Source organism: Acidovorax sp. 106 (assembly GCF_003663825.1).
Taxonomy (GTDB): domain Bacteria; phylum Pseudomonadota; class Gammaproteobacteria; order Burkholderiales; family Burkholderiaceae_C; genus Acidovorax.
Genome location: NZ_RCCC01000001.1, coordinates 3250972 through 3277243, shown reverse-complemented (window position 1 = coordinate 3277243; position 26272 = coordinate 3250972). Strand labels below are relative to the sequence as shown.

25 protein-coding genes are annotated in these 26272 nt (G+C 63.4%); 7 read left to right on the top strand and 18 right to left on the bottom strand.

Going from position 1 to position 26272, the window contains the following annotated elements; genetic code table 11:
* Positions 1–11: 11 nt before the first annotated feature.
* The 10 genes from C8C98_RS14615 to C8C98_RS14570 all read right to left on the bottom strand — a co-directional run bounded on the left by C8C98_RS14615 (position 12) and on the right by C8C98_RS14570 (position 10710).
* Complete coding sequence (locus tag C8C98_RS14615) at positions 12–659, bottom strand: DUF47 domain-containing protein (protein WP_121454869.1); 648 nt, start codon at positions 657–659, stop codon at positions 12–14.
* Between the two features lie 245 nt (positions 660–904).
* On the bottom strand, positions 905–1267 hold the full coding sequence (locus C8C98_RS14610) for a DMT family protein (RefSeq protein WP_121454868.1): 363 nt from the start codon (positions 1265–1267) through the stop codon (positions 905–907).
* 225 nt (positions 1268–1492) lie between these two features.
* On the bottom strand, positions 1493–2221 hold the full coding sequence (locus C8C98_RS14605) for an ABC transporter ATP-binding protein (RefSeq protein WP_121454867.1): 729 nt from the start codon (positions 2219–2221) through the stop codon (positions 1493–1495).
* Positions 2222–2223: 2 nt separating this feature from the next.
* Positions 2224–3006 (bottom strand): ABC transporter ATP-binding protein, encoded by a 783-nt coding sequence (locus C8C98_RS14600; RefSeq protein ID WP_099658457.1) that lies wholly within the window; start codon positions 3004–3006, stop codon positions 2224–2226.
* A 22-nt stretch (positions 3007–3028) separates the two neighbouring features.
* Complete coding sequence (locus C8C98_RS14595; RefSeq protein ID WP_121456280.1) at positions 3029–4105, bottom strand: ABC transporter ATP-binding protein; 1077 nt, start codon at positions 4103–4105, stop codon at positions 3029–3031.
* Positions 4106–4118: 13 nt separating this feature from the next.
* Complete coding sequence (locus C8C98_RS14590; RefSeq protein ID WP_121454866.1) at positions 4119–5048, bottom strand: branched-chain amino acid ABC transporter permease; 930 nt, start codon at positions 5046–5048, stop codon at positions 4119–4121.
* 315 nt (positions 5049–5363) lie between these two features.
* Positions 5364–6722 (bottom strand): replication-associated recombination protein A, encoded by a 1359-nt coding sequence (locus C8C98_RS14585; protein WP_121454865.1) that lies wholly within the window; start codon positions 6720–6722, stop codon positions 5364–5366.
* A 168-nt stretch (positions 6723–6890) separates the two neighbouring features.
* A complete protein-coding gene (gene lolA, locus C8C98_RS14580) occupies positions 6891–7523 on the bottom strand; it encodes an outer membrane lipoprotein chaperone LolA (RefSeq protein WP_099658453.1) in 633 nt (210 codons plus the stop codon).
* 105 nt (positions 7524–7628) lie between these two features.
* Positions 7629–9965, bottom strand: a complete 2337-nt coding sequence (locus C8C98_RS14575) for a DNA translocase FtsK (RefSeq protein ID WP_121454864.1) — start codon at positions 9963–9965, stop codon at positions 7629–7631.
* 67 nt (positions 9966–10032) lie between these two features.
* Positions 10033–10710, bottom strand: coding sequence for a Crp/Fnr family transcriptional regulator (locus C8C98_RS14570; protein WP_099740487.1), 678 nt, complete (start codon positions 10708–10710; stop codon positions 10033–10035).
* A 269-nt stretch (positions 10711–10979) separates the two neighbouring features.
* Here C8C98_RS14570 and trxB point away from each other — a divergent pair, with 269 nt between their 5' ends.
* The 3 genes from trxB (at position 10980) to rpmG (ending at position 12535) form a co-directional block, all read left to right on the top strand.
* Complete coding sequence (trxB, locus tag C8C98_RS14565) at positions 10980–11933, top strand: thioredoxin-disulfide reductase (protein WP_099740486.1); 954 nt, start codon at positions 10980–10982, stop codon at positions 11931–11933.
* Positions 11934–12119: 186 nt separating this feature from the next.
* Positions 12120–12353 (top strand): 50S ribosomal protein L28, encoded by a 234-nt coding sequence (rpmB, locus tag C8C98_RS14560; RefSeq protein WP_005797187.1) that lies wholly within the window; start codon positions 12120–12122, stop codon positions 12351–12353.
* 11 nt (positions 12354–12364) lie between these two features.
* Positions 12365–12535, top strand: coding sequence for a 50S ribosomal protein L33 (gene rpmG / locus C8C98_RS14555; protein ID WP_008904999.1), 171 nt, complete (start codon positions 12365–12367; stop codon positions 12533–12535).
* Between the two features lie 103 nt (positions 12536–12638).
* On the opposite strand, the gene C8C98_RS14550 is transcribed toward rpmG, so the two are convergent.
* Positions 12639–14177 (bottom strand): PLP-dependent aminotransferase family protein, encoded by a 1539-nt coding sequence (locus C8C98_RS14550; RefSeq protein WP_121456279.1) that lies wholly within the window; start codon positions 14175–14177, stop codon positions 12639–12641.
* A 401-nt stretch (positions 14178–14578) separates the two neighbouring features.
* On the opposite strand from C8C98_RS14550, the gene C8C98_RS14545 reads away from it, so the two are divergent.
* The gene (locus C8C98_RS14545; protein ID WP_121454863.1) at positions 14579–14989 is read left to right on the top strand and encodes a hypothetical protein; all 411 of its coding nucleotides are present in this window, start codon (positions 14579–14581) and stop codon (positions 14987–14989) included.
* Here the strand turns inward: C8C98_RS14545 and C8C98_RS14540 are convergent.
* The 3 genes from C8C98_RS14540 to C8C98_RS14530 form a co-directional block, all read right to left on the bottom strand.
* Positions 14963–16177, bottom strand: a complete 1215-nt coding sequence (locus C8C98_RS14540; RefSeq protein WP_121454862.1) for a fatty acid desaturase — start codon at positions 16175–16177, stop codon at positions 14963–14965. The two genes, C8C98_RS14545 and C8C98_RS14540, sit on opposite strands and share 27 nt — an antisense overlap.
* Before the next feature lie 152 nt (positions 16178–16329).
* Complete coding sequence (locus C8C98_RS14535; protein ID WP_121454861.1) at positions 16330–17604, bottom strand: RsmB/NOP family class I SAM-dependent RNA methyltransferase; 1275 nt, start codon at positions 17602–17604, stop codon at positions 16330–16332.
* A gap of 92 nt (positions 17605–17696) precedes the next feature.
* Entirely contained in the window at positions 17697–19553 is a 1857-nt protein-coding gene (locus tag C8C98_RS14530) for a M48 family metallopeptidase (protein ID WP_121454860.1), read from the bottom strand.
* Between the two features lie 90 nt (positions 19554–19643).
* Between C8C98_RS14530 and C8C98_RS14525 the strand changes: the two genes are divergently transcribed.
* Complete coding sequence (locus tag C8C98_RS14525) at positions 19644–19907, top strand: DUF1653 domain-containing protein (protein WP_121454859.1); 264 nt, start codon at positions 19644–19646, stop codon at positions 19905–19907.
* A 103-nt stretch (positions 19908–20010) separates the two neighbouring features.
* Here C8C98_RS14525 and C8C98_RS14520 read toward each other — a convergent pair whose 3' ends face one another.
* Both C8C98_RS14520 and C8C98_RS14515 read right to left on the bottom strand, forming a co-directional pair.
* Positions 20011–21237: an ATP-binding protein gene (locus C8C98_RS14520; RefSeq protein WP_121454858.1), complete on the bottom strand. Its 1227-nt coding sequence runs from the start codon at positions 21235–21237 to the stop codon at positions 20011–20013.
* Positions 21225–21953, bottom strand: coding sequence for a response regulator (locus tag C8C98_RS14515; RefSeq protein WP_121454857.1), 729 nt, complete (start codon positions 21951–21953; stop codon positions 21225–21227). The genes C8C98_RS14520 and C8C98_RS14515 overlap by 13 nt, the downstream gene beginning before the upstream one ends.
* A 365-nt stretch (positions 21954–22318) precedes the next feature.
* On the opposite strand from C8C98_RS14515, the gene xopAW reads away from it, so the two are divergent.
* Positions 22319–23386 (top strand): XopAW family type III secretion system calcium-binding effector, encoded by a 1068-nt coding sequence (xopAW, locus tag C8C98_RS14510; protein WP_121454856.1) that lies wholly within the window; start codon positions 22319–22321, stop codon positions 23384–23386.
* Between the two features lie 209 nt (positions 23387–23595).
* Here the strand turns inward: xopAW and purN are convergent, their stop codons facing one another.
* On the bottom strand, positions 23596–24186 hold the full coding sequence (gene purN, locus C8C98_RS14505) for a phosphoribosylglycinamide formyltransferase (RefSeq protein WP_121454855.1): 591 nt from the start codon (positions 24184–24186) through the stop codon (positions 23596–23598).
* 21 nt (positions 24187–24207) lie between these two features.
* Between purN and C8C98_RS14500 the strand changes: the two genes are divergently transcribed.
* The gene (locus C8C98_RS14500) at positions 24208–24915 is read left to right on the top strand and encodes a YceH family protein (RefSeq protein WP_121456278.1); all 708 of its coding nucleotides are present in this window, start codon (positions 24208–24210) and stop codon (positions 24913–24915) included.
* 361 nt (positions 24916–25276) lie between these two features.
* On the opposite strand, the gene C8C98_RS14495 is transcribed toward C8C98_RS14500, so the two are convergent.
* Positions 25277–26206, bottom strand: a complete 930-nt coding sequence (locus C8C98_RS14495; protein ID WP_121454854.1) for a LysR family transcriptional regulator — start codon at positions 26204–26206, stop codon at positions 25277–25279.
* Between the last annotated feature and the right edge of the window lie 66 nt (positions 26207–26272).

The following is a 26272-nucleotide window of genomic DNA, read 5'->3' as shown; positions in this document are numbered from 1 at the left end:
TGTCCTGCGGATCAGGAGTTTTCGAGGACGATGCCCTCGATGCAGTTGGCCACGTCCTCACACTTGTCGGTGATGGTTTCCAGCAGCTCGTAGATGGCCTTGAGCTTGATGACTTCACGCACATCGGGCTCCTCGCGGAACAGCTTGCTCATGGCGCTGCGCATCACGCGGTCGGCGTCCGATTCGAGCCGGTCGATCTCTTCGCAGGTCTTGAGAGCGGCCTCGGCCACAGCCGGGTCAGCAATCTTGTCGAGCAGCTTCACGGCATCGCGCAGGCGCTCACAGCACTTGAGGCTCAGGTCCGTGAGGCGGGTGATTTCTTCGGTCATGTGGCGCACGTCGTACAGCGCCATGGTTTCTGCGGAATCCTGAATCAAGTCCGCCACATCGTCCATCGTGTTGATGAGCGCATGGATCTGCTCACGGTCAATGGGCGTGATGAAGGTCTTATGGATGGCCTTGTTCACATCGTGCGTGACGCGGTCGGCCGCGCGCTCGGCGTTGTCCACATCCTGGTTGTATTTGTCCCGCAGGTGCGGGTCGTTGTAATTGGCCACCAGTTGCGAAAAGGCGCGAGCCGCTTCCACGATGCGATCCGCATGCTGGTTGAACATTTCAAAAAAATTGCCTTCGCGTGGCAACAGCTTGGCAAACAGCATGGAAGCTCCTGGTGGGAATTCAAAATCAAAGATACAAAAGAACGAACGTCACGGGGTACTGTGACGGTTTTGTGACGGGCGGATTTTAACCGTGCGTGCCTTCGCCCTGGCCTTGGCAACCACTCGCGTGCAGGCACAGCGGGGCCCAAACATGCCAGGCATCTGCGGCAAGACAAGTGCTAACACTCAACAGGCCGGCCTTTAAGCGACGTTAAGCGCCTTTGCGCGCCGTAGCAGCCTGTGGTTCAGGCACCGCGAAAGATGAAATACACCGCGCCCACCAGGCACAGGCCTGCCCACAGGTAGTCCAGCTTGAGGGGCTGATCGAGATAGAACACCGCAAACGGCACAAACACCGCCAAGGTGATGACCTCTTGCATGATCTTGAGCTGTCCCACATTGAACTGGGTGAAGCCAATGCGGTTGGCCGGCACCTGCAGCAGGTATTCAAACAGGGCGATACCCCAACTGACCAATGCCGCGATGTACCACGGGGACGTGGCCAGGTTCTTGAGGTGCCCGTACCAGGCAAAGGTCATGAAGACATTGCTGGCCAGCAGCAGCAAGACGGTCTGTAGCGAAATGGGCAAAGATTGCAGGGCAGTCATGGCGAAGGCGCACAGGCTAGCCCGGCGCAAAGGTGAATGCAGAGCCGTAAATTATGAACAAAATTCCACCCTTGCGCTTGACAGACAAGCGCAAGCAGCTATTAAAAATATAGCAAACCAGAACACAACCCCCAGGATGGAGCAGGCAACAAAAAAGGCACGGTGTTGCCACCGTGCCTTCCATCTGTCTCGGCCACCCCGCGCACAGCGCCAGGGGCCATGGCTTCACTCACCCAGGTAGGCTGCGCGCACCTTAGGGTCGTTCAGCAGTTCCTGGCCCGGGCCGGTCATGGTGATCAAGCCAGACTCCATCACGTAGCCACGGTCCGCAATGGCCAGCGCACGGCTGGCGTTCTGCTCCACCAGCACGATGGTCACGCCCAGGGCGTACACATCGCGCACCACTTCAAAGATCTTGTCCACCATGATGGGCGACAGGCCCATGGAGGGCTCGTCCAGCAGCAGCACCTTGGGCTGGCTCATCAGCGCACGGCCCATGGCCAGCATTTGCTGCTCGCCGCCCGACATGGTGCCGGCCAGCTGGTCCTTGCGCTCGCGCAGGCGCGGGAAGATGGTGAACATCTTCTCAATGTCGGCCAGGATGCCCGCTTTGTCGCGGCGGATGTAGGCACCCATTTGCAGGTTTTCGGTGATGGTCATGCGGGCGAACACGCCACGGCCTTCCGGCACCATCACCAGGCCCTTTTTCACCAGGTCCCACGCGCCCTTGCCCTTGATGCTTTCCCCCAGGTATTCAATGTCGCCATCGTTGATAGGCAAAGTGCCCGTAATGGCCTTCATGGTGGTGGTTTTGCCCGCGCCGTTGGAGCCGATCAACGACACCAGCTCACCTTCGCGCACTTCAAAGTCCACGCCCTTGACGGCCTGGATACCGCCGTAGGCCACTTTCAGGCCCTTGACCTGCAGCAGTACCTTGTTGGATTTTTCGGCCATTCTCAATGTCCTCCGGTGCCCAGATAGGCCTCAATCACTTTTTCGTTCTTCTGCACGGTGGCAGGCGTGCCTTCGGCGATCTGCTTGCCGTAGTCCAGCACCGTCACGCGGTCGCACAGGCCCATCACCAGCTTCACATCGTGCTCGATGAGCAAAATGGTACGGTTGTCCTTGCGGATCTGGTCGATCAGCTCGCGCAGTTGCACCTTCTCGGTGGCGTTCATGCCAGCGGCGGGTTCGTCCAGCGCGATCAACTGGGGGTCGGTCGCCAGGGCGCGGGCGATCTCCAGGCGGCGCTGGTCGCCGTAGCTCAAGGTACGGGCCTTGTAGTCGGCAAACTTGCCGATGCCCACATAGTCCAGCAGCTCTTGCGCGCGCTTGGCAATGGCGGCCTCTTCGTCCTTGAAGGCCTTGGTGCGCAGCACCGCGCCCAGCAGACCGGACTTGGTGCGGATGTGGCGGCCCACCATCACGTTCTCCAGCGCCGTCATTTCTGCAAACAAGCGGATGTTCTGGAACGTGCGGGCAATGCCCGCCTTGGCCACTTCATGCACCGCCGTGGGCTCATACGGCTTGCCTGCCAGCTCAAAGGTGCCGCTATCGGGCGTGTACAGACCGGTGATCACGTTGAAAAACGTGGTCTTGCCAGCGCCGTTGGGGCCGATCAGGCCATAGACCTGACCGCGTTCAATCGTGATGCCCACATCAGAGAGGGCTTGCAGGCCGCCGAAGCGCTTGGAAATGCCTGCAACCTTGAGCACCACATCGTTGGATTTTTCTGCCATGTTCTAACTTTCTGCGATGGGTTCAAGTCTTCTGGGTCAGGCTCTTGCCGTGCTCGGGCGCAGGCCACAAGCCACGGGGACGCAGCAGCATGATGACGATCATGGCCAGGGCAATCAGCAGCTGGCGCAGGATGGCCGAGTCCAGACGGCCGTCGGTCATGGCCTGCAGCGGGCCTGCCACATAGCGCAGCACTTCAGGCAATGCGGCCAGCAAGATGGCGCCCAGAATGACGCCAGGAATGTGGCCAATGCCGCCCAGCACCACCATGGCGATGATCATCACGGATTCCATCAGGCTGAACGACTCGGGCGAGACGAAGCCCTGGAAGGCACCGAACATGGCGCCCGACACGCCGCCAAACGAGGCGCCCATGCCAAAGGCCAGCAGCTTGAGGTTGCGGGTGTTGATGCCCATGGCCTTGGCAGCAATTTCGTCTTCGCGGATGGCCATCCAGGCGCGGCCCACGCGCGAGTCCTGCAAGCGGTAGCAAATCACCACGCTGATGACCACCAGGATCATGAACAGGTAGTAGTACAGCGTGACGGAGTTGATATCAAAGCCGAACAGCTCCAGGCGCTTGCCCAGGTCCAGGCCAAAGATCTTGACCGAGTCGATCTGGCCAATGCCCTTGGGGCCGTTGGTCAGGTTGACGGGGTGGTCCAGGTTGTTCAAGAAGATGCGGATGATTTCGCCAAAGCCCAGCGTCACGATGGCCAGGTAGTCACCCCGCAACTTGAGCGTAGGCGCACCCAGCAAAGCCCCAAACAGGGCCGCCAGCAAAGCCGCCAGCGGAATCACCAGCCACAGGGAGGTGTGCAAGCCGTTGGGGAACATCGCAGCAAAGGCCGCAAAGTTGTCTGCCAGGTGCGGCGAGGCCATCAGGCCAAACAGGTAGGCGCCCACGGCGTAAAACGCCACGTAGCCCAAGTCGAGCAGGCCTGCGTAGCCCACCACAATGTTCAGGCCCAGGGCCAGCATCACGTACAGCAAGGCCAGATCGGCGATACGCACCCAGGCGTTGCCAAAGAATTGCAGGATCAGCGGCAGGACGAGCAGCGCAATGCCGCCCAGGATCCAGTTGATTTTGGTGTTCTTCATGGTGTGAGGCTCCTCAGGCGCGATCCGCCACACGCTCACCCAGCAGGCCCGAGGGGCGCAGCGTCAGGATGATGATGAGCACAATGAACGCAAAGATGTCTGTGTAGTGGCTGCCCAGCACACCGCCCGTCAAGGTGCCGATGTAGCCCGAGCCGATGGCTTCGATCAAGCCCAGCAAAATGCCGCCCACCACCGCACCGGCCAAATTGCCGATACCGCCAAACACCGCAGCCGTGAAAGCCTTCAAACCAGGCAAAAAGCCCATGGTGTGCTGCGCGGTGCCGTAGTTGGAGGCATACATGATGCCGGCGATGGCCGCCAAGATGGCGCCAATGATGAAGGTGGCCGAAATCACCATGTCAGGCTTCACACCCATCAAAGAGGCCACGCGGGGGTTCTCCGCCGTGGCACGCATGGCGCGACCCAGGTTGGTGTGGTTGACCAGATAGACCAGCGAAGCCAGTGCCACGGCCGTCACGCCCAGAATCAGGATCTGCGTGGGGGTGATGAAAGCGCCGCCCACTTCGAAGGGGGTGCTGGACAGCAACGTGGGATAGGGCTTGTAGTTGGGCTTCCAGATGATCATTGCCAGCGTTTGCAGCAAGATGGACATCCCGATCGCCGTGATCAGCGGAGCCAGCCGGGGGCTGCTGCGCAGGGGTCGATAGGCCACTTTTTCAATGACGAAATTGAGGCTGGCGGCGACGATACAGGCGATCACCGTGGCCAAAAGCAAAACGAGCCACCCTGGCGCGCCGGGCATGGCCTCTTGCATCAGGCCGATACAGCTCCAACTGGTGAGTGCACCGATCATCAATACCTCGCCGTGGGCGAAATTGATCAGTTGAATAATGCCGTACACCATCGTGTAGCCCAAGGCTATCAAGGCGTACATGCTGCCCAATACCAGACCGTTGATGATCTGCTGCAGCAAAATGTCCATAAAAAAAGTCCTTCGTTTGTGACGTGCCCATCTTGCAGGCACCGAAATCGGTGCAGCCTTTTGGGCCCGACTGCCATCTAGCAAAAAACCCGCCAGAAATGCTGCTGCGCGGGTTTGTGGTCGGGATTGTAGCCAGTAGTCGATTCGCCCCCACGCCAGTATTGGCGGGGTTTTCCCGTGGATTTGCGCTCCATCAGGCGCAAACGCTATGCATAAGGAATTTTGATAGACCTACTGCAAATGATGTGCAAACTTATTACCACCCTCATGCAAGGTCGGCATAAAGAGGCAAATTGTTGACCCCGGTCGGGGTTTTCAGCCGTTTTCGGCATCGCCCGGCGCATCCGAAGTAGTAGCCGAAGCCGTCGCATTGCGCTCGCGCAAATCGCGCAGTTTTTGCGCAATCTTGATCTCCAGCCCCCGCTCCACGGGCTCATAAAAGCCGGGCTCGGGCATGTCGTCGGGCAAATACCGCTCGCCCGCAGCAAAGCCGTCCACCTCGTCATGGGCGTAGCGGTAGCCCTTGCCGTAGTCCAGCTGCTTCATCAGCTGCGTGGGCGCATTGCGCAAGTGCATGGGCACCGGCCGGGTGCCGTCCTGCTTCACCCAGGCTTTGGCGGCGTTGTAGGCCTTGTAGACCGCGTTGGACTTGGGGGCCACGGCCAGATAGACCACGCATTCGGCCAAGGCCAGTTCGCCCTCGGGCGAGCCCAGGCGCTCGTACACCTCGGCGGCATCCAGCGCCAGCCGCAGGGCACGCGGGTCAGCCAGACCGATGTCTTCACTGGCCATGCGCACCAGGCGGCGAGCCATGTAGCGCGGATCGGCACCGCCGTCGAGCATGCGCACCAGCCAGTACAGCGCCGCATCGGGGTCAGAGCCGCGCACCGATTTGTGCAGCGCGCTGATGGTGTCGTAGAACTGCTCGCCGCCCTTGTCGTAGCGGCGCATGCGCTCACCCAGCACCTTGAGCAGCCAGGCATCGGTGATCTCGGCCAGCTTCTCCTGCGTGGCCGCCATGGCCAGCGTCTCCAGCGTGTTGAGCAGCTTGCGGGCATCGCCATCGGCATAGGCCACCAGGCGGTCAATTGCTATGCTTTCCATAGCTGGTACCGCTTGATGGAATTGCGCCAGGGCCACAATTTGCTTCAAATCGTCAGCCGACAACGGCTGCAGCACATACACCGCCGCCCGCGACAGCAGCGCGGAGTTCACCTCGAACGAGGGGTTCTCGGTGGTCGCACCGATGAAGGTGAACAGGCCGCTTTCCACATGCGGCAAAAAGGCGTCCTGCTGGCTCTTGTTGAAGCGGTGCACCTCGTCCACAAACACCAGGGTGCGCTGCTGCATCAACCCGTCGCGCGCCGCCTGGGCACGCTCTACCGCCTCGCGAATGTCCTTCACCCCCCCCAACACCGCACTGATACTGATGAACTGCGCGTCGAACGCATCGGCCATCAGCCGGGCAATGGTGGTTTTGCCCACGCCCGGCGGGCCCCACAGAATGCAGCTGTGCGGGCGGCCCGACTCGAACGCCAGCCGCAGCGGCATGCCCGGCCCCAGCACATGCTGCTGGCCCACCACCTCGGCCAGGGTGCGCGGGCGCAAAATTTCGGCCAAAGGCTGGTGCAAGCCCAACGGGCTTGGGGTGGAGTCAGAGGGTTTTCGGCTCATGGGGTATAGCACCTAGGCACAAAGCAGGTCGGTCAGAAGGCCCCGCCACGGGCAAATGAAAACAAGGATAAAAATAGCCTGCAGCGCTTTACCAATGAGCGCTAGCAGCTATGCAAACCATAGCATCCCCTGCTGACCACAGTGGCTTGGTCCAGGTGCTGTGAGGGCTTATTGCTTGACCACATCCGCACCCGCAGGCGGCTTGAACTGAAAGGTGCCCGCAGGCAGTGCGGGGTTGACCTGCATGCCCTTGAACCGAATGGCCGAGCGCTGGCCAAAGCTGTCCACAATATCGAGCGCCGTCAGTTGCTCGCCCGCAAAGCCCACGCGCACGCTTTGCAGTTGCCCGTCCTTGGCCTTGGGGGTGGCCTGCACCCATTGCAAACCGTCCTGGTCGGGGGCTGATTCAAGCGTGAAATCGGCCCGCAGCGCCGACAAGTCTGCCGCCGAGGCAATCAGCGCGGCGGGTGTGGAGCCCAGAGCCTGCGCCTGCGAGCGCTGGGTAACCTGGTTCAGGTCCACATCCAGCAGCCACAGGGTTTGCCCATCGGCCACGATGGTTTGCTCAAACGGCTTTTGATAGACAAACTTAAAGCGCCCTGGGCGCTGAAACTCAAACGTGCCGCTGGAAGTTTTGCTGCGGGCGGCCTGCCCATCTTTGGGCGGCGCGGTGACCACCTGCGTGAAGTCCGCACGCCCGGTGTGCGTGCCCTTCATGAAGCCTTCCAGGCTTTTAAGCCCGTCAGCGCTTGCCAGACCAGCGCTGGCAGCTATCAAAATAGTAGTGACGATTTTTTTCAAAACGAATTCCTCAAATGCGACGGCGGCAGACACCTTAGGCCCCAAACCGGTTTACCCAAGTCAGCCAACACCGCAAAAAGGCCGCACAGCGGCCCGTGTAGATGTCTAAGACTCGCGCGCGGGCACCAGCACTTCGCGCTGGCCGCTGGTGGTCAGGCCACTGACCAGCCCAGCTTTCTCCATGTCTTCCAGCAAGCGCGCCGACCGGTTGTAGCCAATGCGCAGCTTGCGCTGGACGTAAGAGATGCTGGCCTTGCGGTCCTTGAGCACCACTTCCACGGCTTGGTCGTACATGGGGTCTTTTTCACCGCCTTCACCCCCGCCGTCTGCAGACAGATCGCCGTCACCTTCGACAGTTCCGCCCTCCAGCACACCTTCGATGTAGTCGGGCTCGCCCTGGGTCTTGAGGTAGCTGACCACGCGGTGCACCTCTTCATCGCTGACAAAAGCGCCATGCACCCGAATCGGCAGGCCCGTGCCGCTGGCCATGTAGAGCATGTCGCCCATGCCCAGCAGCGCCTCCGCACCCATCTGGTCCAAAATGGTGCGGCTGTCGATTTTGGAGCCCACCGAGAACGCGATGCGGGTCGGAATATTGGCCTTGATCAGGCCCGTGATCACATCCACGCTGGGGCGCTGGGTGGCCAAGATCAGGTGAATGCCCGCAGCCCGCGCCTTTTGTGCGAGGCGGGCAATCAACTCTTCGATCTTCTTGCCCACCACCATCATCAAATCGGCCAGCTCGTCGATGATGACCACGATGTGCGGCAGGCGCTGCAGCGGCTCGGGCTCTTCGGGCGTCAGGCTGAAGGGGTTGTAGATGAACTCCTCACGCGCCTTGGCTTCGTCGATCTTGGCGTTGTAGCCTGACAGGTTGCGCACGCCCAGCTTGCTCATGAGCTTGTAGCGGCGCTCCATCTCGGCCACGCACCAGTTCAGGCCGTGCGCGGCCTGTTTCATGTCCGTCACGACCGGCGCCAGCAGGTGCGGGATGCCTTCGTAGACGGACATTTCCAGCATCTTGGGGTCGATCATCAACAGGCGGACATCGCGTGCCTCGGCCTTGTAGAGCAGCGAAAGGATCATGGCGTTGATCCCCACCGATTTGCCCGAGCCCGTGGTACCGGCCACCAGCACGTGGGGCATCTTGGCTAGGTCGGCCACCACCGGGTTGCCCACAATGTCCTTGCCCAGGCCCATGGTGAGCATGCTCTTGGCCTCGTGGTAAATCTGCGAGCCCAAAATCTCGGACAGACGGATGGACTGGCGCTTGGCGTTGGGCAGCTCAAGCGCCATGAAGTTCTTGCCCGGGATGGTCTCCACCACGCGGATCGACACCAAACTGAGCGAGCGCGCCAAGTCCTTAGCCAGGCCCACGATCTGCGAGCCCTTCACGCCCGTGGCGGGCTCGATCTCGTAGCGGGTGATCACTGGGCCGGGCATGGCGGCCACCACGCGCACTTCCACGCCAAAGTCCTTGAGCTTTTTCTCGATGAGGCGGCTGGTCATCTCCAGCGTCTCGGGCGCCACGGTTTCCTGGCGTTGCAGTGGGCCATCGAGCAGGTCCACCAGCGGCAGCTTGCTGTCGGGCATCTCGGTGAACAGGGGCTTTTGCCGCTCTTTGACGACGCGTGCGCTCTGCGGGGCATCCACCAGCACAGGCTCAATGATCTGCACAGGCTCGGGGTGGTGCTCCTCGCTCTCGGTGCGCTCTTCACGCACCACCACGGCACGCTCACGGGCGGCCTTGCGGCCCACGGCCACGTCCTTGGCCACTTCGCGGCTGGCCAGGCTCGACTGCACCAGCGCGTCCATGCGCGCACCCAGCCACTCGGCCACATGCCCCCAGGAGAACCGGAACACCATGGAAGCCCCCAGCACCAGCAGCACGATGCAAGCCAGCCCAGAGCCCATGAAACCCAGCCACTTCATGCCCCCAAGCCCCACGGTGTAGCCCAGCACACCGCCCCCATGCCCACCGGGCAGGTAGGGCTCAAACCGGTACAGGCGCGACCACTCCAAGGCCGCACTGGCACTGACGAGCAGCACCAACCCTACCCAGAACACCGCGCGGCGCACGGCTGGCGAAGGCGAGCCCTCGGGCATTTCGCCCCCCCGCATCCAGCGGGCGAGTGATGAAAACCAGGCACAAACGGCCGCCGCCACGCACCACCACACCGAAAAGCCAAACGCGAAGTAGCTGCCATCGGCAAGCCACGCCCCCAGGCGCCCCGCCCAGTTGGACACCATGCGCGAAGCCCCCACGCCCGAGGAGGACCAGGAGGGGTCTTGTGCGGAGTAACTGACCAGCGCCAGCAACCAGAAAATCAGGGCCAGCAGGCCCACCAGCAAACTGACCTCATGACCGAACCGGGCGGCGCCCGTTCGGGGGGGCGACTTGGCCGCTGCAGAGGCATTCAGGGTATTGAGGGAATAAGTCATAAACGTGCCGGGCAAGCTTACCCCATGGGCAGCGGGGGTCGAGACCCGCACCAGCGGGCCCAGCCCCTTAACTCAGGGCGTTGAGACGCTCCTTGAGCAAGGTCGACCCGTTGGGTTGGGTCTGGATGAAGGCGCGCTCTTCCAGGTCCTTCATCACGCGGCTCACCATCTCGCGCGAAGCCCCCACCATCTTGGCCAAATCCTGGCGGGAAATCTTCTCGCGGATCACCCACTGCCCCTGCGCATCCTCCACCGCAAAATCCAGCAGCGCATGGGCCACGCGGCCATACACATCCAGTAACGCCAGTGACTCAATTTTTCGATCGGCATGGCGCAAACGCTTGACCAGACCGCGCATCACGACCAAAGACATGGACGCGTTCTCTGACAGGCAGCGGGCAAAGTCTGCGCGACCCAGCAGCAGCACGTCGGTTTGTACCTCGGCGCGCACCGTGGCCGAGTGGGGTTCGTTGTCAATGATGCTCATCTCGCCGATGTAGTCCCCCGGGCCCAGCGTGGCCAGAATCACCTCGCGACCCCGGCTGTCTGCCGACACCACGCGCGCGCGCCCTGTGAGCAAGATGGACAGGGCATTGGACTTTTGTCCCTGCTCCACCAGCACCTCGCCCCGCTTGAATCGGCGCTTGGTCACAGCCCCGCTAATGACCTCGGCCTGGGCCACCGTCAACAGCGAAAACAAAGGCACCCGGCGCAGCAGGTCCAGATTGGACAACATCGTCGACATGGAAAGACTTCTCCTCAACAAAGGACGCGGCTCCACTGGCGCCGCAACAGGTCATGGCTTGCGCAACACGCGGCCCAGGCCCACAGGCACAGCAGGGGGCTACCGCCGGATTTGCGTAAGTTCTACAGGTTTTTGATGGGTTCTTACAATCGCCTTGATTGAAAACGGACTGCCCTTGAAAGCCTCCGCCCAGCGGATACTTGGCGGCCCTCCCCCATTCTCCAACAGCGCCACTCTACCGGTCGGCGCGCAAAACACAGGCTTGTACCATGTCCACCACCCAACACGCGAAAGTTCTGATCCTTGGCTCTGGCCCTGCAGGCTACACCGCTGCCGTCTATGCGGCACGTGCCAACCTGAACCCCGTGCTCATCACCGGCATGGCCCAAGGCGGGCAGCTGATGACGACCACCGAAGTGGACAACTGGCCCGCCGATGTGCACGGCGTGCAAGGCCCCGACCTGATGCAGCGTTTTCTGGAGCACGCTGAGCGCTTCAAGACCCAGATCATTTTCGACCACATCAACAAGGTCGACTTCAGCAAGCGCCCCTTCACACTGACAGGCGACAGCGGCACCTACACCTGTGACGCGCTGATCCTGGCCACGGGTGCATCGGCCAAGTACCTGGGCCTGCCGTCTGAAGAAGCCTTCATGGGCCGGGGCGTCTCGGGCTGCGCCACCTGCGACGGCTTCTTCTACCGCGAGCAAGACGTTTGCGTGGTGGGCGGCGGCAACACGGCCGTGGAAGAGGCGCTGTACCTGTCGAACATCGCCCGCAAGGTCACCCTGGTGCACCGCCGCGACAAATTCAAGGCCGAGCCCATCCTGGTGGACAAGCTCAATGAGAAAGTGGCGGCAGGCAAGATCGAGCTGAAGGTGTTCCACACCTTGGACGAAGTGCTGGGTGACAACACCGGCGTGACTGGCATCCGCATCAAGAGCACGCAAGACGGCAGCACCCAGGACATCGAACTCAAGGGCTGCTTCATCGCCATTGGCCATGCCCCCAACACCGAAATCTTCCAGGGCCAGCTGGAGATGGACAACGGCTACATCGTCACGCAAGGCGGCCTCAAGGGCTTTGCCACGCAAACCAGCGTGCCCGGCGTGTTTGCCGCAGGCGACGTGCAAGACCACGTGTATCGCCAGGCCATCACCAGCGCTGGCACGGGCTGCATGGCCGCACTGGACGCGCAGCGCTTCCTGGAACAAGAGGCTTGATCAAAAAGAAGGCTGCAGGCTATAATCTGCGGCTTTGCTGAATCCTGCCCGCCAAACCTGGTGGATCTTCAGATTCTGCAATCGGGTTACCGCCACCCTTTCTGGCGAGGTGAGGCCGCTAGCGAGCCCCGTGCACTGTGCCGGGGCGCCCGTAAATGGCCGTTAATAAGTTATCGGAGTGTCCTCATGGCACGCGTCTGCGACGTAACGGGCAAGAAGCCCATGGTCGGGAACAACGTTTCCCACGCCAACAACAAAACCAAGCGCCGGTTCCTGCCGAACCTGCAATACCGCCGTTTCTGGGTTGAGAGCGAAAACCGCTGGGTTCGCCTGCGCGTTTCGAGCGCTGCCCTGCGTTTGATCGACAAGAACGGTATCGACTCGGTGCTCGCAGACCTGCGTGCACGTGGTCAGGCTTAAGGAGAAGCACCATGGCAAGCAAAGGCGGACGCGACAAGATCAAGCTGGAATCCACTGCGGGTACTGGCCACTTCTACACCACGACCAAGAACAAGAAGACCATGCCCGAGAAAATGCTGATCATGAAATTTGATCCAAAAGCTCGCAAGCATGTGGAATACAAGGAAATGAAGCTGAAGTAATTCAGCGGCATTTCGCCAAATTCCCCAAAACCGCCCAACAGCAATGTTCGGCGGTTTTTTTGCGTCTATGGCCTAGGCCGAGCCCCCCCCACCAGCCCATACCTCAGACAGCTTCAGGCAGCCCGGGGTACAGCAAGCGCGACAGGCACGTCACACCCCTGCCCTGCCCCAGTTGCTGCGCCATCAGCTCACCCAGAGTGCGGTAGCCCTCTTCCACCTGTGGCGTGAAGGGCATGCCGCAGCTCAACCGCAAAAAATGCTCATACCGCCCGGTATTGGAGAACATGGGCCCCGGCGCAATGCGGATGCCGCACTGCAGAGCCTGGTCGTACAGGCGCGTGGACGAAATGCCGACGGGCAGCTCCAGCCACAGGCTGAGCCCGCCCGGCGGCAAACTCAGCCGCGTTCCCTGCGGAAAATAGCGCGCCACGGCCCGTGCGGACTGCTCACGCTGCAAACGCAGCTGTGCACGCAGGCGACGCAAATGGCGCTCATAACCGGGCGAATTCACGCTGCGCGCCGCCAGCAGTTGCGACCAAGTCTGCATGTTGCGCGTGCTGGCAAACTTGAGCATCTGTACCCGGGCCTGCCACCGACCCGCACTCATCCAGCCCTGGCGCAGCCCGGGGGCAAAGCTCTTGCTGAGCGACGCGCAGTAAATCACCTGGCCCGCATCCCCAGGCCGGTCCCACGCCTTGACGGGACGCAGTGGGTGCGAGGTTTCAACAAACTCCCGGTAGATGTCGTCCTCCACCAACGCCAGCCCATACTCCACGCACAGCGCCACCAGGCGCTGTTTGTGGGCATCGGGCATCACGCTGCCTTGCGGCATTTGCAGGTGCGGCACCACCACCACCCCCTTGAGGCGCGGCTCGTTGCGCGCGGCCAGCTCCAGCGCCTCCAGCGACATGCCGGTGTGCGGGCTGCTGGGAATCTCCAGCGCCCGCAGCCCGCGCACCTCAATGGCCTGCAAGATGCCAAAGAAGGTGGGCGACTCAACAGCGATCACATCGCCCGGCTCAGCCACGGCATCCAAAGCCAGGTTCACCCCCTCTGAATTGCCCAGGGTGGCACTGATGTCACTGGGCGCCAAACTCAGCCCAAACCCCAGGGCGTGGCGGGCCATGGCCTGCTGAAACTCTGGGTGGGTGGTGGGCGCCGAGGGGCCATAAACCAGGATGTCGGGCTGCTCGCGCAGCAGGCTGTGCGCCAGCCGGTTCAGCGCCGTGGCATCAAACAAACTCGGGGCCGGCATGGCGCTGCCCAGGTCCAGTGGCAGCGGGCCCGCCAGCCGGGCTTTTTCCAAAAACAGGGAGATGCGCTCATTGATGCCCGCAAACACGCGGGGGTCGCTGGGCAACGGCTCGCACACCTCAGGCTCACGCGCACGGGGCAGGCTGGCGCTGCCCGGCGCACGCACAAAGTAGCCCACGCGCTCGCGCGCCTCGACACAGCCCTGGGCCTCCAGGTGGCGCAGCCCCTGCAGCGCTGTGGTCAAGCTGACCTGGTGGCGCTGACACAGCTCACGCACCGAGGGCATGCGCATGCCCGGCTGCAAGCTGCCAGAGGCGATCGCCTGCTCGTACAAGGCCGCCAACTGGCGGTAACGCGGGGTATCTGAGCGGTTTTCGGAGCGGGTCATGGCGAGCGTGAGAGCCGGTTCAAAGGGAAAGAACTGAACGGGTCCGCCCATCATGCCCACAAGCCAGAAGGCACAACAGATACAGAACCACAGCAACAGCACCATAACAGCGCCTTGCTTATCGCAACTGTTCTGCTCCAAGAGCACCAGCTGTGTGCCTGCCCAAACAGCCCCTGTTTTCTTAAGCTAGGGATCCTCTGCACGAATCAAGCTGACCAAGTGTGCGCTGCAGATCGGGATGGGCTGCAAGGCGCAAAACGCAGCAATAGCCATCGCTATTGCGAGTATTTGTAACGCCGCAGACCGCCCGATTCCGCAGATGCACACGGCGCGGTGATTCGTGCAGAGGGCCCCTAGAGGCCTTTGAACAGGTTCTTAACCCTGCAAACGACGGAGCCCCCATGCAGTCACCCCAAAGCCCCACCGCTTTCAGCGCACCGCCGCCCTCTTACACCCTGCCCCTGGGCGCTGGGCAACACCGGCTGACTTGCCTGCCACCCGGGGCCACACTGCAGGTGCTGCAGGGATCGGTAGACGTTGCCACGGGGCCCCTGGTATACGGCCAGGTGCTGTCCACCAGGCGGCAGGCTTTGCATGCGGGCGACATGCTGCAGCCTGACGGGCAAGAGACGGCCACCTGGGTACACCTGCGCAACGTGGGTACCGCCCCAGCGCGGGTGCTGTGCACAGAGCCAGCCAAAGGCCCCAGCGCAGCTGCGTGGCTGCGGCAAATCTGGTGGAACATTCAACGCTGGGGCAATGCGCTGCCCCGGCGCACCGCTGCCTCAAGCCTGGGCAGAACGCAGGCGTAGCGAAAAATCGCGCAATGTGGCGATGCCACTTTCTTCGGCCCGGCGGCACCAGGCCTGCAAATCGGCCGTGAGCTGCTCGCGTGACTGGGTGGTGTTAAGCCACAGCTGGCGCAGCTCCTCCCGCATGGTGACCATCTTGTCGAGCGCCGGGTAGGCTGCGCGCACCTGGGCCAGCTGCGGCAAGGCCAGAGCAGGTACCTTCTCGGCATCACGGTGCAGCCAGCGCTTGGCGGCCTTGAGCACCGACACATCCCCACGGCGCGCCTTGAGCCCGGCCATTTCTTCCTTGCAGGCCTGGCGCACGCCACGCGCATAGCCGGCCATCACTTCGTAGCGGTTGGCAATCAAGGCTTCCAGCGTCTTCTCATCGGCCACGGGTTTGATGGCGCCCAGCTGCAGCTTGGGTGGCACCTTCTTCACGGTGGCCCAACCCACCTTTTGCATGAGGCTGATGTACAGCCAGCCAATATCGAACTCGAACGGCTTGACCGAGAACTTGGCCGCCGTGGGGTAGGTGTGGTGGTTGTTGTGCAGCTCTTCCCCGCCAATCAGGATGCCCCAGGGCGAGAGGTTGGTGCTGGCGTCTTGCGCCTCAAAGTTGCGGTAGCCCCAGAAGTGCCCCACACCATTGACGACACCTGCCGCCCAGAACGGAATCCAGACCATCTGCACCGCCCACACCGCAGCACCTGCGGCGCCGAACAAGGCCAGGTTCAGAATCAGCATGAGGCCCACGCCCTGCCAGCCAAAGCGGCTGTACACGTTGCGCTCCACCCAGTCGTTGGGTGTGCCGTGGCCAAACTTCTGCAGGGTCTCGGGGTTATTGGCCTCAGCACGGTACAGCTCGGCACCGCGCCACATCACGGTGTCCAGCCCCCGCGTCTGCGGGCTGTGCGGGTCGTCCGGCGTTTCGCACTTGGCGTGGTGCTTGCGGTGGATGGCTACCCATTCCTTGGTCTGCATGCCCGTGCCCACCCACAGCCAGAAGCGGAAAAAGTGCGAGGGGATGGCATGCAGATCCAGCGCCCGATGGGCCTGTGCACGGTGCAAGAAGATGGTCACCGCCGCAATCGTGATGTGGGTGGTGAGCAAGGTGTAGAGCACGATTTGCCACCAGGCCAAGTCCCACAGGCCGTGGCCCAGCCAGTCGATGGCGGCGTTCAGTACAGCCCAGTCGGGTAACAACATATCTTTTCCAGCCTTTTCACACGCAGACACGGCTCCGCCGACAGGCGAAGGACCGATTTCATTTTAGAACCGCGTTACTTTTTGTGGTTCAGGGTTCACCACAGGTTGACGCCCGGGCCGCGCAAAGCGGGCAGCCCGAGGTGGCGCCAAGCTCAGTCTTTGCGCGTCCACACGGCGGCAAAGAACCCGTCGGTCTGGTGGCGGTGGGGCCACAGGCGCAGATAGGCGCTGCCCGTTTCGCCACCGCTGCACAGGCTGGCGGCCTGCGCCACCTTGAGCTGGGCCAGGGTTTCACCCGCATCCAGCGGGATGAAATCGGGGTGCGCCGCGCTGAAGGCCTCGGCAATGGCTTCGTTCTCTTGCGGCAGGATGCTACAGGTGGCGTACACCAAGCGGCCACCGGGCTTGAGCAGGCCGGCGGCGCTGTCCAGGATGGCGGTTTGCTTCGCCACCAACTCTTGCACGGCCTTGGCAGACTGGCGCCACTTGAGGTCAGGGTTACGGCGCAAGGTGCCCAGGCCCGAGCAGGGGGCATCCACCAGCACCCGGTCGATCTTGCCGGCCAGGCGCTTCACACGCTCATCACGCTCGTGCGCGATGGCTGCGGGGTGAACATTGGACAGGCCACTGCGGGCCATGCGGGGCTTGAGGGCATCAAGCCGGTGGGCCGACACATCAAACGCGTACAACCGGCCCGTGCTGCGCATGGTGGCGCCAATCGCCAGGGTCTTGCCACCGGCACCGGCGCAGAAGTCCACCACCATCTCGCCACGCTTGGCGTCCAGCAGCAGCGCCAGCAGCTGCGAGCCTTCGTCCTGCACCTCGATGGCACCCCGGGTGAAGGCGTCCAGCTTGGTCAGCGCGGGCTTGCCCTCGATGCGCAGGCCCCAGGGGGAATAAGGCGTCGCTACAGATTTAATAGCTGCCTGCGCAAGCTCCTTCTGCACGTCAGCCCGTTTTTCTTTCAAAACGTTGACGCGCAAGTCCAGCGGCGCGTTCTGGGCCATGCTTTCGGCCAGGGGCCAGAAGTCGTTGCCCAGCTGGTCCTTGAGGGGCTGCACCAGCCACTCGGGCAGGTTGTGGCGGTGGCGCTCCATCAGGTCGTCAGGGCTGACGGTGTCGCACTGCTCCAGCCAGTTCTTTTCCTGATCGGTGAGCGCGCTTTTCAGAAAATCGCGCGGACCGTGAAAGCCCAGGATGGCCAGCCGGCGCTCTTTGGAGCCCGAGCCCGAGGGAGCCAAGTGGTCGAACAAGAGCTTTTTGCGCAGCACGTTATAAACCGTTTCGGCCAGCGTGGCGCGCTCGCGCGGGCCCAGGCCGCGGTTGTCGCGAAAGTAGCGGGACACCACGGCGTCAGCCGGGTGTTCAAAAGTGAGGGTGAGCCGAACCAATTCGGCACAGGCGTCGAGAAGGACTTTGGGATGCATCCCCCGATTGTCCCACTATGGGCGTGGCTTCCCCCGGGCTATACCCTCTGTGGGCTGGCTGCACCGCGCCGCATAGCCCGCCAAACAGGCCCTCAGCGCGAAAACACCGGGTCAAACGCCGAGCGCTTGATCTCCTTGAGCGTGGGTGATTCACCCGCCCACAGCACCAGCAGGGGGCCGGGCAGGCTCAGGGTGCGCTCCAGCCAGCGGCACAGGTCGTAGCGGTCTTCGTCGTCCATGCCGGGCAGCTCCACAAACAGCAGATAGGCCCGGCGCTGTGGGTGCTCGCGCAGGTTCTTGCGCACCAGCCAGGCGCAGGCCACGGGCGCGCAGCGGGCCAGTTCGGCCTGGAATTCGCCCAGCTCGAACTCGCTCAGATCGTTGCGGGCAATGTGGCTGAAGTACGAGGCGTTGCTCAACTCCTCCCAGGCACGTTCTTCAGACTCCTGGGCACGCTCCAGTCGCTTGCGCCACTGCTTGAAGGCGGCGGCGTCATGGTCGTAGCCGATGCGGGGGGTTTCCAGCTCGGCCAGCGCCGTGCGGGCAGCCCACCAGCGGTCGTTGCTGCCCGCATCCCACAGGCGGTGCAGGCAGGCCAGCTTGGCCGCGCGGTCGCCATCGGGCAGGCACTGGGCCAGGCCACGCAGGGCGCCGGGGTGCTCGGCGCTGCGCTCCAGTGCCAGTTCGTACAGGGGACGCACTTCGGCGCGAGGGTCCAGGTGCTTGCGCAGGCGGGCCAGCTCCACCAAATCGGCGGCGCTGGCCTGGGCCATGCCGGCCTGCAAAGCCTCGGCCCTGGCGCGCACGCGCTGCAGCCAGGCGTGGTGCTGCTTCCAGTCCGACGCGTTGGCGGCGCACCATTGTTTGTCGAAGTGGGCGATCCAGCGCTTGGCTTCGTCCTTGCCCAGCAGGGCCAGGGCGCTGCCGCGCGACCAGTCGGGCAAGGTGCCCGCCACGTCCAGGGCCTCCAGTCGGTCGCGCAAGCCTGGGTGGGTGTCGTCCAGATTGCTGATGCGCTTGAGCGCCTGGCGCAGCGCATCGTTGGCGAAGGCCGCCTCGGGCGCGTCGGCCATCAGGCGGCGCAGCCCACGGAAAGGTCCCACGGGCAGCGGGTTGGCTGCAGCGGTACACCAGTGGTCGCGCCAAAACTCGGTCTGCAGCCAATGGCCCCGGATTTCCACCTCAATCAGCGCAGCCGCCATGGTCTCGCGGCCCGACAGGCGCCCGGCCACGTTGTCGGCTTCGTATTCATCCTGGCGCGCCAGGGCAAAGGTTTTGGCGGCAAAGCGCGGAAAGTACCAGCGCAAGAAGGCCTGTGTGGCCGCTCCGGCCAGACCCTCGTCGTCGCCCAGGCTTTTGTTGAGCTGCATCCATGACCAGCGGGTGCGGTAAATCCAGGCACCAAACTGGCCGTGGTCGCCACGCAGGTGGCCATATTCGTGGCCCAGCACTGCCAAGAAGCGGGTGCGGTCCAGCGCCATCAGCAGGGGCAACCCGATGACCAGGTAGTTGACCCCACCGCCAAACAGGCCGTAACGCGGTATCTGCTGGATGCTGGCGTTGAAGTCGTCGCTCAGCAGCACATGGTGGATGGGTGGGCCTTTGATCTTGCGGCGGATGCGCTCCAGCGCATCGAACAGCTCCGGAGCATCGGTGGCGGTGATTTCTTCACCCTCAGGCGGGGTGATGCGCAGCCACAGCGCACGCAGGCTGAACCACAACAGACTGCCCGCCGCCAGCAGCATCAACAACAGCCCCAGGCGAAAGCGTCCAAACAACAGTTGCTGCACTGCCCAGGCCACCAGGCCCAGGGCCAGGACAAAGCAGCCCAGCACCCAAGCGTAGCCCAAGGCGGCAAAAGCGGCTACGCTGCGCCGGTAAGCGCCGCTGTTTTCAGCACTGTCTTGCTCGCTGGTGCGCACCAAGTGCACAAAGTCTGCCCATTCCACAGGTCAACCCCTCCCATTTTGTTTTTTTGGACGTACCGCGCGGGGCGGCTATGACAGCCCCGCCACCCGGTACAGCCCGCCATAGTAACCATGAACGAAAAACTCCCTGCACTCACCCCTACGCCCGTCGGCCTGTACCGCCACTACAAAGGCCTGATGTACGAAGTGGTGGGCACCGCCCGCCACAGCGAGACGCTGGAGCCCATGACGGTGTACCGCGCGCTGTATGGCGAGCACGGGCTGTGGGTGCGCCCGGCCGCCATGTTTGCCGAGCAGGTAGAGATCGACGGGGTGCTGCGCCAGCGGTTTGAGAAATGCCAAGACCCGGCCAAGGGCAAAGAGGCTGCGGACTAGATTGCTATCAAATAGATAGCTGCTAGCGCTTATCCAATAAGCGCTAGCAGCTATTTTTACTTCAAACCACGCCAAAACACAGGCGACCAGCGCTGCCCCTGCCCTACCCGCCTGGGCCCGCACCGGGTGAACGCGGCAGCAGCACCTCGGCCAGCAAGCCGCCTGCTGGCGCGTTGCTCAGGCGCAGCAGACCGCCGTGGCGGCGTGCAATGTCTTGCGCAATGGTGAGCCCCAGCCCCACGCCGCCGCTGTCGCGATTGCGCGAGGCCTCGACCCGGTAAAACGGGGCCATCACGCGGGCCAATTCGGCCTCGGGCAGGCCGGGGCCATGGTCGCGCACGGTGATGCGCAGGTGCTCTGGTCCGTCGTGCAGCGCCAACTCGGCCGCGCCGCCGTAGCGCACGGCATTGCCCACCAGGTTGTCCAGACACCGGCGCAGCGCACCGGCCTGCACGGGCAAAGGGGCTGTATGGCCCTGCACGGTCACGTCGTGGCCCATGTCCTGGTGGTCGTCGGCCAGGCTGTGCACCAGCGCCCCCACATCCACCAGCGCCAACGGCTCAGCATGGGCCACACCGCGCAGGTAATCGAGCGTGGCGGTGATCATGGCGTCCATCTCGGCAATATCGCGGCCAAAGCGCTGCTGGTCTTGCGGGTCTGCCAGACTTTCGGCGCGCAGGCGCAGGCGGGTGAGCGGCGTGCGCAGGTCGTGCGATACAGCGGCTACAAAGCCGTCGCGGTCAGCCAATTGCTGGCGCAAGCGCTCTTGCATCTGGTTGAAGACGCGGCTGGCGTCGCGGCACTCGGTGGGCCCGTCTTCGGGCAGTGGGGGGCGGTCCAGGTTGCGCCCCAGCTCTTGCGCGGCGCTGGCCAGGCGGTGGATGGGCTGGGCCAGCCAGCGGGCGGCCCACCAGGCTGCAGCGATCAGCACGGCCAGGCGCACACAAATATCCAGCAGCAAGCCCAATTGCAGCGACAAGGGTGCATCAAGCACTTGCCGCAAACTGGGCGGGCCGGGGCGCGGGCCTGGCCCGCCACGGCCGCTCTGCTCTGCAGCTGGGGGCATTTGCGCGGCGGGTGAAGGCACCGCCCCTGGCGCTACCGGGGCACTGCGGTCGGCCCAGGCACGCGGTGGCCCCTCGCTTCCTGGCCCGCCCTGGTGCGGCGGCGCGGGCCGCAGTTCCCACATCAAAGACAGCGCCAGCACATGGCTGGCCAGCACGGCCACGATGAGCAGCACCGCCAGGCGTCCAAACAGCGTGGAGGGCAGCAACCACACCACCGCAGAGCGCGCCCATGCGCGGCCACCGGGCAGCGTCAGCGCAGCCATCCCACCTGCCCTTGCAGGGTGTGCACATGAAAGAGGTAGCCCGCGCCCCGCACGGTGCGGATCATGGAGGGCGAGCGCGGGTCGTCCGCCAGCTTGGTGCGCAGGCGCGAGACCAGCAGATCGATGCTGCGCTCGAACGCATCCATGGCACGGCCCCGGGCCTGCTCCATGAGCTGGTCGCGGCTGAAGATACGCCGTGGCATGCGCAAGAAGGTACACAGCAGGCGGAATTCGGCATTGGACAGCGGCACTACCACGCCCTGCGGCGAGCGCAGGTGGCGCTCCACGCAGTGCAGCTCCCAGCCGTCAAAGCGCACCACTTCGTCGGGCCCTTGGCTGGCCGGCTGCCCCTCGTGGGCCAGGCGGCGCATCACAGTCTGGATGCGGGCCACCAGCTCGCGCGGCTCAAAGGGTTTGGCCATGTAGTCGTCAGCCCCCATCTCCAGGCCCAGCACGCGGTCGTAGGGGTCTGCCCGGGCAGTGAGCATGATGATGGGCACACGAGAGCGCTGGCGCAGCTCGCGCGCCAGGGTGATGCCGTCGGTGCCGGGCAGCATCACGTCCAGCACGACCAGGTCAACTGAGTGGGCGGCCAGTTGCGTCCGCATGGCCGCTGCATCGCCCGCCGCCAGCGTGGTGTAGCCAAAGCGGGCCAGGTATTCGGTCAACAGGGTGGTGATCTCGACATCGTCGTCCACCACCAAAATGGTTTGCATGGGCAGGGGCAGGGCTAAAAGACCCACCAAGTTTAGGCAGCCCCCAGCCACGGGCTTGCGCAGAACTGGCGGGGTTTTACCCCCCAATTCAGCGCATGAAACCGCGCTTTGTATCGGCCTTGGTACAAACCGGACAAACGCCATTGACACGCCCCACCAACAATGGATTCAGGCTGTATCGGCCTGCCAGCGCCCTCCCCGGCCACCGCAGGCTCTGCAGCCCCGAGGACCTTCTGCTTTGCCCCACGGGGTGTTGGCTGATGGCCCAAAAGGCAACGATGAAACCATCCCCGCGCGTGTTGGCCACAACACACGCCAAAGACGAGTTCAGCGTTGCCCACACCCTTGGAACGAAAGGAACGACGATGACGACCATCAGTAGCGTCAGCAGTGCCTGGTCCAGTGCCAGTGTCCAGCGGGCCAGCCGCCCTGGGCCCTCGCCGGAGCGGCTGCTGTCAAAAATAGATGCCGACGGTAGCGGCGGCGTGGACAGCACCGAGCTGCAAGGCTTGCTGGACAAGGTGGCCAAGAAAACCGGCACCTCCAGCACGTCGAGCGACTCCAGTGCCGCAGACCTGCTCACCCAGTACGATGCCAACGGCGACGGCAACCTCAATGCCGACGAGCTGGGCAAGACGATGGAAAGCGTCATGCCCGCCAGGTCCACCATGGACTTTGCCCAGTCGCGCAACAGCACCGACAGCACCGACAGCACTGACAGTGCATCGGCAGCCACCGGCGAAGCGGGCGACGACCTGTTTGGCAAGGTGGACAGCGATGGCGATGGCTCCGTGAGCAAGACCGAGCTGCAGGCGTTGCTGGAAGCCATGTCGGGCGGCACCGCCAGCCAGACAGGCGTGAGCAGCGACGATGCCTTTGCCGCACTGGACTCGGACAGCGACGGCAGCCTGACGCAGGCCGAGTTCGAAGCGGGACGACCTTCGGGTGACGGCGCACAGGCCGCTGGCATGCCCCCTGGAGGCGCGGGCGGCGCAGGCGGCCCACGCGGTGCCGGTGGCCCTGGTGGGCCAGGCGGCGCCGGGGGCACCAGCGAAGCCACCACCTACGACCCACTGGACACCAACGAAGACGGAGAGGTCTCACTCACCGAACGCTTGGCAGGGGCCACATCAACGACCGAGCAAGATGCCGTCACGGCTCTGTTCAGCGCGATGGACACCGACGGCGACAAGACCATCAGCGCGAGCGAATCCAAGACGTTCGTAGACCAGTTGACCAGCCAGTTCGCATCGGCCACCCCCGCCAGCAGCGGCCTTACCCGCAGCAGCGACACAGCATCGTCGGCCAACAAGGACAGCAGCCAGCGTGGTGACCTGACCAGGCTGGCCGATCTGGCCCGCCGCCGCTACGAACAGGCCGCCAATGACTTTGGCAGTCGCAACAGCACTGAGGCGTTGAGCGCCGTCGCATAAGGCGGTAGCAAACAACTCCCGTCAAAGTTGAAGCCACCACCGCCCCACAGCCCGGATGCAGAGGCGGTGCGGGCGGCAAACCCTGGTTCTGGCCGTGCGGTGCGAGTGCCGCCCGTCAGTTGACGAGCCGCGCGCGTCGGAGCCTTCCTATCAAAACAGCCTCTAGCGCCCTACCCCAAAGCGCAAGCAGCTATTATTTCAATAGCAAATCAAGCCACAGGCAGCTTCTGCACCAGTGCCCGCACGGCACGGGGGTAGATCACATGCTCCTGCGTCAGCACCCGGGCCGCCAGCGTCTCGGCAGTGTCGCCCGGCAGCACCGGCACCACGGCCTGGTCCAGGATGGGGCCCACGTCCAGCTCGGCCGTCACCTGGTGCACCGTCACCCCGGCAAACTTGCAGCCCGCATCGATGGCACGCTGGTGGGTGTGCAGCCCCGTGAAGGCGGGCAACAGCGAGGGGTGGATATTGACCAAGCGCCCCGCGTAGTGCGCCACAAAGCCGGGCGTCAAAATCCGCATAAAGCCCGCCAGCACCACCAGCGCGGGCTGGTGCGCGTCGATCACGGCAGCCAGCTCTGCATCAAACGCCTCGCGGCTGGCAAAGGCCTTGTGGTCCAGCACGGCGGTGGCAATGCCGTGTTCGCGGGCAAACCCCAAACCCTGGGCGTCGGCCTTGTTGCTCACCACGGCTGCCACGCACGCGCCATGGCGCTGTGCCCACTGTTCTTGTTGTGCGGTTTTAACGATGGCCGCCATGTTGGAGCCACCGCCAGAGATCAAAATCACAATGTTCTTCATTTGCCGCTGATTATCCCTGCCATGCACACACCCACGGCCTACAGCCCCACCACCCGCCCCCTCACCCCCAACGAGGCCCGCGTGCTCGCCACACTGATGGAGAAGGCCCGCACGGTGCCCGACAGCTACCCCATGTCGCTCAACGGCCTGGTCACCGGCTGCAACCAAAAGTCCAGCCGCGACCCGGTGATGCAGCTCACCGACGCCGATGCACAAGAGGCGCTGGACGCCCTCAAACTGCTCACGCTGGTGTTTGAGACCAGCGGCAACCGCACCACACGCTGGGAACACAACTTTCAGCGCGGTGTGGGCGTGCCCGACCAGTCGACTGCGTTGCTGGGCCTGCTGATGCTGCGCGGCCCCCAGACGGCGGGCGAGCTGCGCATCAACGCCGAGCGCTGGCACCGGTTTGCCGATATCTCCTCGGTGGAAGCGTTTTTGGACGAATTGCAAAACCGCAGCGAAGAAAAAGGCGGCCCGCTGGTCGTGCTGCTGCCCCGCGCCCCTGGCGCTCGCGAGCCCCGCTGGGCCCATCTGCTGTGCGGGCCGGTGGACACCAGCCAGCAGGCCTACAGCGGCCACCCCATGCCCCCGTTGGACACTCCTGCCCCCGCCCTGCAAGCCCGCGTGCAAGCACTAGAGGCCGAGGTGGCCAGCCTGCAAGCCACGGTGCGTCGGCTGTGCGACGAGCTGGGCATGCGTGATTTGGAAGACAACCAATCCATTTGAAGTGGCGGATCAACCGCACTGGACGATGCACTTCCAACACCGTCCAGAACGCAAAAAACGATCGCCCCCCCATGGCCCTGCTCATAGCCGAGCAGCACCCACGTTGGCTGCGGCCACCAGCCATTGGCAGCAAGGTGTCTGTGCGTTCGATGAAACAGTGACGCCACGAGCATTCCGCATGTTTATCTCACTTACAGCGATCTGATCGTCCGAGATACATCCAGGCACGACCGAGCCAGCAGCAGACCAGGGCACTGGATGGGACGCTCCAGCGATTTAGGGCAAACAGAGCGACTGTTCCCGGTTGCAGCGGGGCGATGCCGCCGGAATTTTTCACCGCTGCGGGTGCCCAGTGAGTTCATCAAGGAACGTCATCGTTTGCAGGGCGGTCGCCGCCAAACAATTCGAACACCAAGCCGCGCAGCCACTGGTTCACAGGCTCGCGATGCACCTTGGCATGCCAGAACACACTGATGGGCGCCTCAGGCAGCTTTACCGGATGCGTGCGCGACACCAGACCAAAGGGCTCGACCAGTTTCTGTGCAAGGCGTTCGGGCACGGTGGCCACAAGTTCCGTGCCTTGCAGGATATGGCCCACGCTCACGAAGTGCGGCACGCTCAGCCGCACCATGCGATCGATGCCCGACTTCTGTATCAGTTCGTCGACGGTGCCGTGCCCCGTGCCTGCAGACACGATCACCAGATGCTCTGCCGCCTTGTAGTCCGCGAGCAGCAGCTTTGGCCTGTCCAGCGCGTGCCCCTTGCGAAAGAGGCACACGTACCGCTGGCGGAACAAACGTCTTTGAAAAAAGCCCGCTTTGAGCTGTGGCAGCAGGCCGATGGCCAGGTCCACCTTGCCAGCCTCCATGTCTTCGCGCAGATTGGTGGCACTGTTGCGCACCGTGTTCAACGTGACACCGGGTGCCTCCCGGCCCAGGCGCTCCAGCAGGGCGGGCAAAAAAACAATCTCGCCGATGTCCGTCATGCCCATGGTGATGGTGCGCTTGAGCGTGGCGGGCGTGAACTGCTTGCGCTGGTTCAGCCCGCTGTGGATCATGCCCAGCGCGTAGCCCACGGGCTCGGCAAGCTGCTCGGCAAAGGGCGTGGGCACCATGCCGCCGGAGGTGCGCAGGAACAATTCGTCGTCAAAGATGCGGCGCAGCTTGGCCAGCGCATTGCTGACAGCCGGCTGTGTGATCCCCAGGTTGTCGGCCACCTTGGACACACGCCGCTCGACCATGAGTTGCTGAAACAGCACCAGCAGGTTCAGGTCGATATCCGATAGCTCCATCGCCGCTCCATCAAATCAGGTGATATGAAGTGTGGATGGTATTGCAGGCGGTGATTCGTCGGCACA

Bases quoted from the DNA above. Each gene is read 5' to 3' on its own strand.
- C8C98_RS14615 (WP_121454869.1), bottom strand. From the start codon at position 659: ATGCTGTTTGCCAAGCTGTTGCCACGCGAAGGCAATTTTTTTGAAATG.
- C8C98_RS14610 (WP_121454868.1), bottom strand. From the start codon at position 1,267: ATGACTGCCCTGCAATCTTTGCCCATTTCGCTACAGACCGTCTTGCTG.
- C8C98_RS14605 (WP_121454867.1), bottom strand. From the start codon at position 2,221: ATGGCCGAAAAATCCAACAAGGTACTGCTGCAGGTCAAGGGCCTGAAA.
- C8C98_RS14600 (WP_099658457.1), bottom strand. From the start codon at position 3,006: ATGGCAGAAAAATCCAACGATGTGGTGCTCAAGGTTGCAGGCATTTCC.
- C8C98_RS14595 (WP_121456280.1), bottom strand. From the start codon at position 4,105: ATGAAGAACACCAAAATCAACTGGATCCTGGGCGGCATTGCGCTGCTC.
- C8C98_RS14590 (WP_121454866.1), bottom strand. From the start codon at position 5,048: ATGGACATTTTGCTGCAGCAGATCATCAACGGTCTGGTATTGGGCAGC.
- C8C98_RS14585 (WP_121454865.1), bottom strand. From the start codon at position 6,722: ATGAGCCGAAAACCCTCTGACTCCACCCCAAGCCCGTTGGGCTTGCAC.
- C8C98_RS14575 (WP_121454864.1), bottom strand. From the start codon at position 9,965: ATGACTTATTCCCTCAATACCCTGAATGCCTCTGCAGCGGCCAAGTCG.
- C8C98_RS14570 (WP_099740487.1), bottom strand. From the start codon at position 10,710: ATGTCGACGATGTTGTCCAATCTGGACCTGCTGCGCCGGGTGCCTTTG.
- trxB (WP_099740486.1), top strand. From the start codon at position 10,980: ATGTCCACCACCCAACACGCGAAAGTTCTGATCCTTGGCTCTGGCCCT.
- rpmB (WP_005797187.1), top strand. From the start codon at position 12,120: ATGGCACGCGTCTGCGACGTAACGGGCAAGAAGCCCATGGTCGGGAAC.
- rpmG (WP_008904999.1), top strand. From the start codon at position 12,365: ATGGCAAGCAAAGGCGGACGCGACAAGATCAAGCTGGAATCCACTGCG.
- C8C98_RS14550 (WP_121456279.1), bottom strand. From the start codon at position 14,177: ATGACCCGCTCCGAAAACCGCTCAGATACCCCGCGTTACCGCCAGTTG.
- C8C98_RS14545 (WP_121454863.1), top strand. From the start codon at position 14,579: ATGCAGTCACCCCAAAGCCCCACCGCTTTCAGCGCACCGCCGCCCTCT.
- C8C98_RS14540 (WP_121454862.1), bottom strand. From the start codon at position 16,177: ATGTTGTTACCCGACTGGGCTGTACTGAACGCCGCCATCGACTGGCTG.
- C8C98_RS14535 (WP_121454861.1), bottom strand. From the start codon at position 17,604: ATGCATCCCAAAGTCCTTCTCGACGCCTGTGCCGAATTGGTTCGGCTC.
- C8C98_RS14525 (WP_121454859.1), top strand. From the start codon at position 19,644: ATGAACGAAAAACTCCCTGCACTCACCCCTACGCCCGTCGGCCTGTAC.
- C8C98_RS14520 (WP_121454858.1), bottom strand. From the start codon at position 21,237: ATGGCTGCGCTGACGCTGCCCGGTGGCCGCGCATGGGCGCGCTCTGCG.
- C8C98_RS14515 (WP_121454857.1), bottom strand. From the start codon at position 21,953: ATGCAAACCATTTTGGTGGTGGACGACGATGTCGAGATCACCACCCTG.
- xopAW (WP_121454856.1), top strand. From the start codon at position 22,319: ATGACGACCATCAGTAGCGTCAGCAGTGCCTGGTCCAGTGCCAGTGTC.
- purN (WP_121454855.1), bottom strand. From the start codon at position 24,186: ATGAAGAACATTGTGATTTTGATCTCTGGCGGTGGCTCCAACATGGCG.
- C8C98_RS14500 (WP_121456278.1), top strand. From the start codon at position 24,208: ATGCACACACCCACGGCCTACAGCCCCACCACCCGCCCCCTCACCCCC.
- C8C98_RS14495 (WP_121454854.1), bottom strand. From the start codon at position 26,206: ATGGAGCTATCGGATATCGACCTGAACCTGCTGGTGCTGTTTCAGCAA.